The 12,593-nt window shown below is 66.8% G+C and carries 11 protein-coding genes and 2 tRNA genes; 11 read left to right on the top strand and 2 right to left on the bottom strand.

Annotated elements, in window-relative coordinates; translation table 11 throughout:
- Window positions 1-100 precede the first annotated feature (100 nt).
- The 10 genes from dnaA to QNO11_RS00050 all read left to right on the top strand — a co-directional run bounded on the left by dnaA (window position 101) and on the right by QNO11_RS00050 (window position 10,856).
- On the top strand, window positions 101-1,516 hold the full coding sequence (gene dnaA / locus QNO11_RS00005; RefSeq protein ID WP_257507234.1) for a chromosomal replication initiator protein DnaA: 1,416 nt from the start codon (window positions 101-103) through the stop codon (window positions 1,514-1,516).
- Window positions 1,517-1,958: 442 nt separating this feature from the next.
- Window positions 1,959-3,110, top strand: coding sequence for a DNA polymerase III subunit beta (gene dnaN, locus QNO11_RS00010; RefSeq protein WP_257507233.1), 1,152 nt, complete (start codon window positions 1,959-1,961; stop codon window positions 3,108-3,110).
- Window positions 3,111-3,162: 52 nt separating this feature from the next.
- Window positions 3,163-4,320: a DNA replication/repair protein RecF gene (gene recF, locus QNO11_RS00015; RefSeq protein ID WP_257507232.1), complete on the top strand. Its 1,158-nt coding sequence runs from the start codon at window positions 3,163-3,165 to the stop codon at window positions 4,318-4,320.
- Window positions 4,313-4,801, top strand: coding sequence for a DciA family protein (locus QNO11_RS00020; RefSeq protein ID WP_257507231.1), 489 nt, complete (start codon window positions 4,313-4,315; stop codon window positions 4,799-4,801). Before recF ends, QNO11_RS00020 begins: the two co-directional genes overlap by 8 nt.
- A 122-nt stretch (window positions 4,802-4,923) precedes the next feature.
- Window positions 4,924-6,963 (top strand): DNA topoisomerase (ATP-hydrolyzing) subunit B, encoded by a 2,040-nt coding sequence (gene gyrB / locus QNO11_RS00025; protein WP_257507230.1) that lies wholly within the window; start codon window positions 4,924-4,926, stop codon window positions 6,961-6,963.
- A gap of 35 nt (window positions 6,964-6,998) precedes the next feature.
- The gene (gene gyrA, locus QNO11_RS00030; protein ID WP_257507229.1) at window positions 6,999-9,593 is read left to right on the top strand and encodes a DNA gyrase subunit A; all 2,595 of its coding nucleotides are present in this window, start codon (window positions 6,999-7,001) and stop codon (window positions 9,591-9,593) included.
- On the top strand, window positions 9,590-9,994 hold the full coding sequence (locus QNO11_RS00035) for a DUF3566 domain-containing protein (protein ID WP_257507228.1): 405 nt from the start codon (window positions 9,590-9,592) through the stop codon (window positions 9,992-9,994). The genes gyrA and QNO11_RS00035 overlap by 4 nt, the downstream gene beginning before the upstream one ends.
- Window positions 9,995-10,075: 81 nt before the next feature.
- Window positions 10,076-10,152: transfer RNA gene (locus tag QNO11_RS00040), tRNA-Ile, on the top strand.
- A 7-nt stretch (window positions 10,153-10,159) separates the two neighbouring features.
- Window positions 10,160-10,232 (top strand) — tRNA-Ala (locus QNO11_RS00045).
- Between the two features lie 201 nt (window positions 10,233-10,433).
- Window positions 10,434-10,856, top strand: a complete 423-nt coding sequence (locus QNO11_RS00050; protein ID WP_257507227.1) for an NUDIX hydrolase — start codon at window positions 10,434-10,436, stop codon at window positions 10,854-10,856.
- Here QNO11_RS00050 and QNO11_RS00055 read toward each other — a convergent pair.
- Both QNO11_RS00055 and QNO11_RS00060 read right to left on the bottom strand, forming a co-directional pair.
- Window positions 10,849-11,346: an aminoacyl-tRNA deacylase gene (locus QNO11_RS00055; protein ID WP_257507226.1), complete on the bottom strand. Its 498-nt coding sequence runs from the start codon at window positions 11,344-11,346 to the stop codon at window positions 10,849-10,851. The genes QNO11_RS00050 and QNO11_RS00055 overlap by 8 nt on opposite strands.
- On the bottom strand, window positions 11,343-11,930 hold the full coding sequence (locus tag QNO11_RS00060) for a DNA helicase (RefSeq protein ID WP_257507225.1): 588 nt from the start codon (window positions 11,928-11,930) through the stop codon (window positions 11,343-11,345). Before QNO11_RS00060 ends, QNO11_RS00055 begins: the two co-directional genes overlap by 4 nt.
- Before the next feature lie 99 nt (window positions 11,931-12,029).
- Between QNO11_RS00060 and QNO11_RS00065 the strand changes: the two genes are divergently transcribed.
- Complete coding sequence (locus QNO11_RS00065; RefSeq protein ID WP_257507224.1) at window positions 12,030-12,587, top strand: peptidylprolyl isomerase; 558 nt, start codon at window positions 12,030-12,032, stop codon at window positions 12,585-12,587.
- Window positions 12,588-12,593: the final 6 nt, after the last annotated feature.

Consider the following 12,593-nt stretch of genomic DNA (forward strand, 5'->3'; position numbering starts at 1 on the left):
AGGGAAGCCTCCCTGATTAGCGTTGCCCACGCACGTTATCCACAGGCCCGCCCCCTCCGAGTGCGGCGGATGCCACGGCGCATCGATCCCCGGAGGCGCAATGTCACAGCACGACCTTCCAGACGTACCGGTCTGGAGAGCTGTGCTCGACGAGCTCTCCGGCGACGAGCGGGTCACCCCGCAGTTGCAAGGCTTTCTCAGTCTCGCCGTCGCGCAGGGCGTGATGAGCGGCACACTGTATCTCGACGTACCCAACGAGCTGACCGCGGCGCAGCTGAACAAGCGGCTGCGCGCTCCCATCATGGAAGCCCTCGCCCGCGTCGACGCCGAACCTGCAGCTTCCGCGTTCCGCGTCGTGGTCAACCCCGAGCTGACCGACGCGCATTTGACCGCACCGATCCCGCTGCAGCCGGCGCCGGCTCCCATCGTGGTGCGCAGCCCGATCGCCGAGGCACCCGAGCCGGTCGCGCCGCCCTCCCGCAGTGACACCCGGCTCAACCCGAAGTACACCTTCGACAACTTCGTCATCGGCCAGTCCAACCGTTTCGCGCATGCCGCCGCCGTGGCCGTGGCCGAAGCACCCGCGAAGGCGTACAACCCGCTGTTCATCTACGGCGACTCCGGGCTGGGCAAGACCCACCTGCTGCACGCGATCGGCGAGTACGGGCTGAGCCTGTACCCCGGCATCCGGGTGCGATACGTCTCGAGCGAAGAGTTCACCAACGACTTCATCAACTCGATCGCCAATAACCGCGGTGCCGCCTTCCAGGCACGCTACCGCGAAGTCGACATCCTGCTGATCGACGACATCCAGTTCCTGCAGGGGCGCGCCGAGACGCAGGAAGCCTTCTTCCACACGTTCAACCAGCTGCACGACCACGACAAGCAGGTCGTGATCACCAGCGACCTGCCGCCGCGGCTGCTCACCGGGTTCGAAGACCGCATGCGCAGTCGGTTCGAGTGGGGTCTGATCACCGACGTTCAGGCACCCGACCTCGAAACCCGCATCGCGATCCTCCGTAAGAAGGCGCAGTCCGAGCGACTTCTGGTGCCCGACGAGGTTCTCGAGTACATCGCCACGAAGGTCTCGTCGAACATCCGCGAGCTCGAAGGGGCGCTGATCCGCGTCTCGGCGTTCGCGAGCCTCAACCGCTCGTCGCTGGACATCTCCCTCGCACAGACCGTGCTGCGCGACATCATCGATCACGACGATGCCAACGTGGTCTCACCGACCGACATCATCACCGCCACGGCGCAGTACTTCCGGCTGTCGGTGGACGATCTCTACGGCTCAAGCAGGTCCCAGGCCGTCGCCACGGCCCGTCAGATCGCGATGTACCTGTGCCGTGAGCGCACGAGCCTGTCGCTGCCGAAGATCGGTCAGCTGTTCGGCAACCGCGACCACACGACCGTGATGTACGCCTACAAGAAGATCAGCGAACTCATGAAAGAGCGCCGCTCCATCTACAACCAGGTGTCCGAGATCACCACGCAGCTGGGCCGCAACGGCCGCTGACCGCCGTCCGCAGGCCTATGCCGCGGTCCGCATGCCCGTCGAGCGACGTATTCGTGTCTCTCGCGCTTGACAGGCGCGCCTCGGCGCGCCATCATCCCAGTTCTGCACAGTGTGGAAAACCTGTGGATAAATGTGAGACGCGCCGACGTGATTGTGCACAGATCGGGCCAGCCTGTGGAGGACGGCACTGCAACGGCACCTCGCCGATACCCGCGGAAAGACGCCAATCCGCACGCCGCTAACAAATGACACGGTTGTCGTTACGGTGTCTCGACTGGCATCGCGGAAGTTATCCACAGTTTCCACAGGCGTTAACAAGATGACAGAACCATCTCTATGAATTTCCAGTCCATCACCGTGACCGGAACCGGAATCACATCTTCCGGGCCAGTGCCTCCTGGGCAGTAGCATGGGAGCCCAACCCGCCGTCAAGGGAGCACCAGTGAAGTTCCACGTCAATCGCGATGTGTTCAGCGAGGCCGTGTCGTTCGTCGTGAAGCTTCTGCCGCAGCGAAACCCGCAGCCGATCCTGGCCGGCGTGCTCATCGAAGCCACCGAAGCGGGTCTGTCGCTGTCGGCCTTCGACTACGAAGCGTCCGCCCGCACCACGATCGAGGCCACGGTCGATGACCCGGGCACGATCCTGGTGCACGGCCGCCTCCTCGCCGACATCGCCAGCAAGCTCCCCAACGCCCCGATCCAGATGAGCATCGAGGACGACGGCGGCATCCTGCTGACCTGTGGTTCCGCCCGCTTCACGCTGTCGTCGATGCCGGTGCAGGAATACCCCGCGATCCCGGAGGTCTCCGGCGAATCGGGCCTGGTCCCCGCCGATGACTTCGGCACCGCGATCGCACAGGTCGCCTTCGCCGCGTCCCGCGACGACGTGACCCCCGTGCTCACCGGCGTGCAGCTCGAGGTCTCCGGCACGCAGCTGAGCCTTGTCGCCACCGACCGTTACCGCGTGGCGCTGCGGGAACTGCCCTGGGACGGCGGAGCCGCGGCCACCGAGGAGTCGACGACCGCCCTCGTCCCGGCACGCACGCTCACCGAGGTCGGCAAGACCTTCGCGCACTCCGGTGACATCTCGATCGCCTTCTCCGGCTCCGGCGACCGTGAGATCATCGCGTTCACGGCCGGCAACAAGACGGTCACGTCTTTGCTGATCAAGGGCAACTTCCCGCCGGTGCGGCGGCTGTTCCCCGAGCAGACCGAGCACCACGCGGTGGTCAACACCGCCGAGCTCATCGAAGCCGTGCGCCGCGTGTCGCTCGTGCTCGACCGATCTGCGCCGCTGCGGTTCACCTTCACGGTCGACAGCGTCTCGATGGATGCCTCGGGCACCGAGCAGGCACGTGCGACGGAGTCGGTGGATGCCACGCTCGTCGGCGAGGATGTCACTCTCGGCCTGAACCCGCAGTACCTCATCGAGGCGCTCGGAGCGGTGCGCAGCGAGTTCACGCGCATCACGTTCACCTCGAGCGAGAACGCCAACAAGCTCAGTCCCGTGCTGATCACGGCGCAGACCTCCGTCGACCGCGCCGGTGAGGGTTCGTTCAAGTACCTGCTGCAGCCGAACCTTCTGCTGCGCTGACCACCGCAGCCGGCCCGGGCGACCTGTCGGAACGGCGAACTAGGGTGATTCGGTGATCGTCGAGCAGCTCAGCCTCGTGGACTTCCGCAATTACGCGGTCGCCGACGTCGCGCTGTTCCCCGGCGCGAACGTGTTCGTCGGCCGCAATGGCCAGGGTAAGACCAACCTGGTCGAAGCCATCGCCTTCTTCGCCACGCTGGGGTCGCACCGGGTGTCCAACGACGCCCCGATGGTGCGTCACGGTGCGGATGCCGCGATCGTTCGGGCTCGGCTGGCTCACGGTGAACGGCGTGTGCAGTTGGAAGTCCAGGTCAACAAGCAGGGATCCAACAAGGCGCGCGTCAACGGGGCGCCGGTCAAGCCGTCGGAACTGCCGCGCTACGCGCAGGTCGTGTTGTTCGCTCCGGAAGACCTGCAGATCGTCCGGGGAGACCCCTCCGCTCGCCGTAGGTTCGCCGATCAACTGCTCATCCAGCGCACTCCGCGCATGGCCGGAGTGCTTGCCGACTACGACCGAGTACTCAAGCAGCGCACCGCCCTGCTGAAATCGGCGAAGGCGCGCGGCATCCGCGGCGACGCGCTCACGACCCTCGAGGTGTGGGACGACAAACTCGTCACCCTCGGCACGCAGGTGATCCGCGCTCGTCTGGCCCTCGCATCCGAGCTCACCGGTCCGCTCGTCGCCGCGTATGCGGCGATCGCCGGCGCTGACCACAGCCCGGAAATGGTCTGGGCGCTGTCGGTGGACGGTACCGATCCCGAGGAGGATGCCGCGTCGGCGGCGTCCGCGGCCGATGCCTCCGCCGTCGAGGCGCTGTTCCGCACGGCACTGGCCTCCCGCCGCACCGCCGAGTTCGACCGTGGCCTGACGCTGACCGGCCCGCATCGTGACGACCTGCTGCTGCGGGTGCGCGGCCTGCCGGTGAAGGGCTATGCGTCGCACGGCGAGTCGTGGTCGGTCGCGCTCGCGCTGCGGCTGGCATCGGCAGAGCTGCTGCGCGCCGAGTCGCGGCTGGGAGATCCGGTACTCATCCTCGACGATGTGTTCGCCGAACTCGACGCCGACCGTCGCAGCCGCCTGGCAGGACTGGTCGCCGACTACGAGCAGGTCGTGGTCACCGCCGCCGTCGACGATGATGTGCCGGTCGCGCTGCGTGCGCGCACCGTGCGGGTGGATGCCGGTCGCATCCTGGAGGCAGAAAATGACTGATCCGGCGCGTATTCCCGAAACCATCGCGACCTACATGAGGTTGCGGGGCCTGGAACCGACGACCCGCGGCTCACGCCGCAAACGCCGCCGCGTCACCGACGACGAGAACGCACCGTTCACCTCTGGTCGCGATCCGCACGGCCTGGGCGACGTGGTCGCCGCGCTCACCCGGGCCTCCGGGTGGGACTCGCAACTGGCCCGCGAAGACCTCGTCCTGCAGTGGGATGAGGTCGCCGGCGCCGAGACGGCGCAGCACGCGGCGCCGGTCGCTCTGGGCGACGGCATCCTCACCGTGCAGTGCGACTCCACCGCATGGGCTCGCCAGCTCACCCTGATGCGAGCGACGATCGTCTCGGAGATCGCGCGCCGCTTCCCTGAGGCGGGCGTGTCGAGCATCCGGTTCATCGGGCCGGACGTTCCCTCCTGGAAATGGGGCCGCAGAGCGATTCCAGGGCGGGGTCCTCGCGATACCTACGGCTAACCCACGATCTGGGGCATTCCACGCGATTTCAGGGCGCTACAGGGCCGTTTATGCCCCGTTCGGTGAGTGAAACCCAGTAGACTGGACGCTCACGCACGATCGATGTGGAGCGCTCGAAACCTATGACGCCTGACAACCCCGACAGCGTTTCCGAAGAACCCGAATCTCACGCGGCGCCGGCCACGCACGCCGAGTACGGGGCGGATGAGATCCAGGTACTCGAAGGGCTCGAGGCGGTACGCAAGCGTCCCGGCATGTACATCGGCTCGACCGGTGAGCGGGGTCTTCACCACCTCGTCTACGAGATCGTCGACAACTCCGTCGATGAGGCTCTGGCCGGGTACTGCGACACGATCCACGTCACGATCCTCGCCGACGGCGGCATCCGCGTGGTGGACAACGGTCGCGGCATTCCGGTGGACATCCACCGCACCGAGGGCAAGTCGACCGTCGAGGTCGTGCTGACCGTGCTGCACGCCGGCGGCAAGTTCGGCGGCGGCGGTTACGCCGTCTCCGGTGGCCTGCACGGCGTCGGCTCATCGGTCGTCAACGCGCTGTCCAGCCGCCTCGAGGTCGAGGTGCGGCGTCAGGGTCACGCGTGGCGGCAGTCCTACGCCACCGGTGGTGTGCCGCAGGCGCCGCTGGCGATGATGGAGGAGACCTCCGAGACCGGCACGACCATCGAGTTCTGGCCCGACGAGACGATCTTCGAGTCGGTCCACTTCGACTACGACACGCTACGCACCCGCTTCCAGCAGACCGCGTTCCTCAACAAAGGGCTGCGCATCACGCTGAGCGACGAGCGCCCCGAGTCCGCCTACGTGGTCGACCAGCCGGACGGCACCTCGGAGGAGCGCCGCCCGCACGACGACTTCCACTACGAGCGGGGCCTGGTCGACTACGTCGAGTACCTCAACAAGGTGCGCAAGGCCGAGGTCGTCAACGACGAGATCATCGAGATCGAATCCGAAGACACCGTGCGCCACATCTCGCTCGAGCTGGCCATGCAGTGGACCACGAGCTACACCGAGAACGTCTTCACGTTCGCCAACACGATCAACACGCACGAGGGCGGCACGCACGAAGAGGGCTTCCGCGCCGCGCTGACGACGCTGGTGAACAAGTACGCCCGCGCGCAGAACCTGCTCAAGGAGAAGGACGACAACCTCACCGGCGAGGACATCCGCGAGGGGCTCACCGCCGTGCTCTCGGTGAAGCTGTCCGAACCCCAGTTCGAGGGCCAGACAAAAACCAAGCTGGGCAACACCGAGGCCAAGGCGTTCGTGCAGAAGGTCGTCGGCGACAAGCTCACCGATTGGCTCGACCGCAACCCCGGGCAGGCCAAGCGTGTCATCGGCAAGGCCGTCGACGCCGCCACGGCGCGGCTCGCGGCCCGCAAGGCACGCGAGACAGCACGACGCAAGAGCGTCTTCGAGTCGGCATCCATGCCCGACAAGCTCAAGGACTGCTCGAGCAAGGATCCGTCGATCAGCGAGATCTTCCTCGTGGAGGGCGACTCCGCCGGCGGCTCGGCCGTCAGCGGCCGCGACCCCGAACGCCAGGCGATCCTGTCGCTGCGAGGCAAGATCCTCAACGTCGAGAAGGCGCGGCTGGACCGGGCGCTGGGCAACAACGAGATCCAGGCGATGATCTCCGCGTTCGGTACCGGCATCGGCGAGGACTTCGCGGTGGAGAAGGCGCGGTACCACAAGATCGTGCTGATGGCCGATGCCGACGTCGACGGGCAGCACATCACCACGCTGCTGCTGACCATGCTGTTCCGGTACATGCGCGGGCTCATCGAGGCCGGGTTCGTCTACCTCGCCCAGCCGCCGCTGTACCGGCTCAAGTGGTCCAACTCCGACCACGAGTACGTCTACAGCGACCGTGAGCGCGACGCGCTGATGACCGAAGGGCTGGCCTCCGGCAAGCGCATCCCCAAGGACAACGGAGTGCAGCGCTACAAGGGTCTGGGCGAGATGAACGCCAAGGAACTGTGGGAGACCACAATGGACCCGCAGACGCGCACCCTCCGTCAGGTGACGATCGACGACGCGGCCGCCGCGGACGAGATCTTCTCGGTGCTCATGGGCGAGGACGTCGAGGCGCGGCGCGGGTTCATCCAGCGCAACGCCAAAGACGTGCGCTTCCTGGACATCTGAGCTGCGCTGCACAAGCGAACCGGAACTGAGAGAACATGACTGACGACCAGCGCCCCGACCCGACTCCCGGGTACGAGCACGGCAACATCGACCAGGTCGACCTCCAGGTCGAGATGCAGCGCAGCTATCTCGACTACGCGATGAGTGTCATCGTCGGTCGGGCACTGCCGGACGTGCGCGATGGGCTCAAGCCCGTGCACCGCCGGGTGATCTACGGCATGTACGACGGCGGATACCGCCCCGACAAGGCCTTCTCCAAGTGCGCCCGCGTCGTGGGTGAGGTGATGGGTCAGTACCACCCGCACGGTGACACCGCGATCTACGACGCGCTGGTGCGACTGGTGCAGCCGTGGTCGCTGCGCTACCCGCTGGCCGACGGTCAGGGCAACTTCGGATCTCCCGGCAACATGGGTGCCGCCGCCCCCCGGTACACCGAGACCAAGATGGCCCAGCTGGCGCTGGAGATGGTCCGCGACATCGACGAGGAGACCGTCGACTTCGAGGACAACTACGACGGCCGCACCCAGGAGCCCTCGGTGCTGCCGGCGCGGTTCCCGAACCTGCTGGTGAACGGCTCGGTGGGTATCGCGGTCGGCATGGCCACCAACATCCCGCCGCACAACCTGCGTGAAGTGGCATCCGGTGCCCTGTGGGCGCTGGAGAACCCGGATGCGTCCCGCGAAGAGCTGCTCGAAGCGCTCATGCAGCGCATCCCCGGCCCCGACTTCCCCACCGGTGCGCAGATCCTCGGCACCCGCGGCATCCGCGACGCGCAGCGCACCGGACGCGGCTCCATCACGATGCGCGCCGTCGTCAGCGTCGAGGAACTCCAGGGCCGCAACTGCCTGGTCATCACCGAGTTGCCCTACCAGGTCAACCCCGACAACGTCGCGGCGAAGATCCGCGACCTCGCCCGCGACGGCAAGCTCACCGGCATCGCCGACATCCGCGACGAGACCAGCGACCGCACCGGCCAGCGCCTGGTGATCGTGCTCAAGCGCGACGCCGTGGCCAAGGTCGTGCTGAACAACCTGTACAAGCACACCCAGCTGCAGGAGAACTTCGGCGCGAACATGCTCGCCATCGTGGACGGCGTGCCGCGGACGCTGCCGCTGGACGGCTTCGTCTCGCACTGGATCGACCACCAGGTCGAGGTCATCGTGCGACGCACGCAGTACCGCCTGCGCGAGGCCGAGAAGCGCATGCACATCCTGCGTGGCTACCTCAAGGCGCTCGACGCGCTGGATGACGTCATCGCCCTCATCCGCCGCTCGCCGAGCGCGGACGAGGCGCGCGAGGGCCTGAAGGTGCTGCTCGAGATCGACGGCGACCAGGCGGATGCCATCCTGTCGATGCAGCTGCGCCGACTGGCCGCCCTCGAGCGCCAGAAGATCATCGACGAGGCCGAAGCGCTGCAGCTGAAGATCACGGATTACATCGACATCCTCGGCAGCCCGCTGCGTCAGCGCGAGATCATCCGCGACGAGCTCACCGGCATCGTCGACAAGTTCGGCGACGAACGGCGCACCCACATCCTGCAGGGCTACGACGGCGACATGTCGATCGAGGACCTGATCCCCGAGGAGGAGATGGTCGTCACCGTCACGCGTGCCGGCTACATCAAGCGCACCCGCAGCGACAACTACCGCTCGCAGCACCGGGGCGGCAAGGGCGTCAAGGGCGCCCAGCTGCGTGCCGATGACGTCGTGGAGCACTTCTTCGTCACCACGACCCACCACTGGCTGTTGTTCTTCACCACCAAGGGCAGGGTCTACCGCTCCAAGGGATACGAAGTCCCCGAAGCAGGGCGCGACGCCAAGGGCCAGCACGTGGCCAACCTGCTGGCGCTGCAGCCGGATGAGGAGATCGCGCAGATCCTCGACATCCGCGACTACACCGCGGCCACCTACCTGGTGCTGGCCACCCGTGGCGGCCTGGTGAAGAAGACCAGGCTGACCGAGTACGACACCAACCGCCAGGGGGGGATCATCGCGATCCGCCTGCGCGAGGACGACGAGGTCGTCAGCGCCCTGCTCGTCGACGAGACCGACGACGTGCTGCTCATCTCCCGCCACGGCATGTCGCTGCGCTTCACCGCCACCGACGAGTCGCTGCGCCCGATGGGCCGGTCCACCGAGGGCGTCAAGGGAATGTCGTTCCGCGGCGACGACAGCCTGCTGTCGGCCTCCGTCGCCCACGACGACGGCTACGTCTTCGTCGTGACCGAAGGCGGGTACGCCAAGCGCACCCGACTCAGCGAGTACCGCGTCCAGGGACGTGGCGGTTTGGGCATCAAGGTGGCCAAACTCAATGAGGATCGCGGCGTCCTCGCGGGCGGCCTGATCGTCGGCGAGGACGACGAGGTCTTGGTGGTTCTTGCCAGTGGCAAGGTGGTACGCTCTGCCGTGGCCGAGGTGCCTGCCAAGGGCCGTGACACGATGGGCGTCGTCTTCGCACGACCGGACGACGAGGATCGCATCCTCGCGATCGCCCGTAACGGTGAGCGCGGCCTGGCAGAGAGCGCCGCAGCTGATGCGGATGCCGCAGCAGCAGATACCGACGCACCGGCCACGGAGCCCGCAGACGGGACCACCTCCCCCGAGATCCCGGAAGAGAGTACTGACGCATGAGTACGGTAGCCGACAAGCTGGCCAAGAAGTCCTCAAGCAAGACCAGCTCCAAGCAGGTGCGCCTGCGGCTGGTCTACGTGGACTTCTGGTCCGCGGTGAAGCTGTCGTTCCTGGCTGCGGTGGCGCTGGCCGTGGTGACCGTGGTGTCGATCTTCCTGGTCTACATGATCCTGGAGGCCACCACCCTGCTGGCCAAGGTCGACGAGCTGTTCATGGCCTTCACCGACGGCACGGGGTCGCTCACGTCCTTCCTGGGGCTCCCCCAGGTGATGGCGTTCGCGGCGATCGTGGCCATCCTCAACCTCATCGTGGTGACGGTGCTCGGTGCCGTCGTCGCGGGCATCTACAACCTCATGGTGAAGATCACCGGCGGGCTGCTCGTCGGGTTCACCTCCAACTGACTCGCCCGGCGCGTCGTCGGTTTCGTGAAACCGGGTCGCGTCGGGTAAAGTCTTGGAGGTTGCCGATGCGAATCGGCGCAGGGGGCTATAGCTCAGGCGGTTAGAGCGCTTCACTGATAATGAAGAGGTCCCAGGTTCAAGTCCTGGTAGCCCCACCACAGCCCCGGGGCCTTAGCTCAGTTGGTAGAGCGCCTGCTTTGCAAGCAGGATGTCAGGAGTTCGAATCTCCTAGGCTCCACAGTTCGAAAAGCGTCGCCCTCGGGCGGCGCTTTTCGGTTTTCCGGCTTCGCACTGCCGCGACGGCGCACCGGTTCTTCGGAGATCGGCAGTCCTTCGGATGCCGCGGGGCCGGATGGTCCGAAGTTGTGACGTTCGCCGAAGTTGTGGCGGTGGGCGCGGACACCAGGCCCATGTCGCCCCGCTCGGTAGAGTCACAGACATGGACATGCGGATCGCCGCCTACGCCGTCATCACCGATGACGACGAGCGCGTCCTGCTTGCCCACTGGAACCAGAACGGCCACTCCGGCTGGACCATGCCCGGTGGCGGCCTGGAGGACGGCGAGGACCCCGAGCACGCCGTGCGGCGCGAGGTGCGCGAGGAGACCGGCTACCGCGTCGCGGTCGGGCCCGTCCTTGGCATCCACTCGCGTGTCATCCCGGCCTCCCGACGCATCGCCGAGGGGGAGGGTCCGCTGCACACGCTGCGCATCGTCTACAGCGCCCGCATCACCGGGGGCCGGCTGCGCGACGAGGTGGATGGTTCCACTGACCGTGCCGAGTGGTTCCCGCTGGCCGGGGTGTGGCTCCTGCAGCGCGTGAAGCTCGTGGACATCGCGCTGAAGATGGCTCAGCTCAGCTGACGGATGCCGCAGCCAGCTCGGTGGAGATGTCGGCCACGGTGGCCTGATAGGCGGCGATGAGCGCGTCGGCATCGACGAACAGGCTGTAACCGGGCGCGCCGGCACCCATGGCGATGTGTTTGCCGACGATGCGCTCGTCCGCGAACACCGGCCAGTCCGTCGTGCTGCCGATGGGCACGATGGTGCCGCGCTGGTATCCGGTGGCGGCCAAGGCGTGCTCGGCATCCGGCAGGCGCAGCCGGTTGACGCCCACGACGGAGCGCAACTTCGGCCACGAGATCGCGCGGTCCCCAGGGATGAGCACGAACAGATACGTGTCGTTGCTGCGCCCCACCACGAGGGTCTTCACGATGTCCGCGGGGGTCAGGCCCAGCAGGGCTGCCGCCTCGGGGAGGCTGTGCGCGGCCGGACGCTCCCGGAAAGACACCTCGAGCCCGCGCGCCTGTGCGGCGTCGCGGGCTCGAGAAAGACCGTCGGGGAGACTCGTCAAGCGTCGGGTGCGCTCAGCGGGTCGTCGGCCACCCACAGCTCGTCGTCGGCGCGCAGCGTCTGCCACGCGGCGTAGACGATGCCCAGTGCCGCAGCAGCGCCCAGGATGATGGCGATGACGCCACCGGCGCTGACGCTCTTCTTCGGCTCGGGGGCCACGACAGACAGCTTCTTGGCGATCTTCTTCGCCGCATCCTTGCTGTACTTGTCGGCCTTCTTGGAGTACTTCGCCACGTCGGGGGCGGCGAAACCACGACCTGCGGCCACGCGGGATCGGGTGTCGTTCGCGGCATCCCACACCGACATCGCGGAGCCGACGACGGCGCCGGCGGCGGGGACCACCTTGTCGTTGAGGACGCTGCGCGAAACGGTCGCGGCCTTGGTGACGTACGGCGCTGCGTAGTGGCCGTAGGCAGTGTTGATCGCCGGCAGGACCTGCTCGCGGTTGTACTTTCCGAGCTGACGGCTCGCTTCCTTGGCGACGTGTGCCGCCTCACCAACCAGTACCTGCTGCGACTCCCACAGCGTGTTGGCCTGTTGCTGGAGCTTGCGGAGTTCCTTCTTGCGTTTGCGGCTGAGGCTCACGAGGGGCCCTCCCTTTTCGCTCGGGGACGTTTCTCCTTATCTTGCCAGACCTGCCCCTGGGCGGGAGGGGTTGCGCATAACTCTGCGAGAATGTACAACATGGCACTCCCCACTGCGGTCGCGACCTTGCACACCAACCATGGCGACATCGTCGTCAATCTCTTCGGAGACCACGCACCTCGCACGGTGCAGAACTTCGTCGGCCTCGCCGACGGCACCGGGTCGTGGACCGACCCGGCTACCGGCAAGCCGGGCGAGGGCCCGCTGTACAGCGACGTCATCTTCCATCGCATCATCCCCGGCTTCATGATCCAGGGCGGCGACCCCCTCGGTCAGGGCGTGGGCGGCCCCGGCTACACGTTCAACGACGAGATCCACCCCGAGCTGGACTTCGGCAAGCCCTACATCCTGGCCATGGCCAACGCGGGGCTCCGCCGTAACGCGATCACCGGCAAGGCCGAGGGCACCAACGGCTCGCAGTTCTTCATCACGACCGACCCCACCCCGTGGCTCAACGGCAAGCACACCATCTTCGGCGAGGTCGCCGACGATGCCTCCCGTGCCGTCGTCGACGCGATCGCGAAGGTTCCGACGGCAGGCGGCGACCGCCCCATCGAGCCGGTTGTGATCTCCTCGATCGACGTCACCGCCGTCTGACAACCC

The organism is Microbacterium sp. zg-B96 (genome assembly GCF_030246865.1).
Lineage (GTDB): Bacteria > Actinomycetota > Actinomycetes > Actinomycetales > Microbacteriaceae > Microbacterium.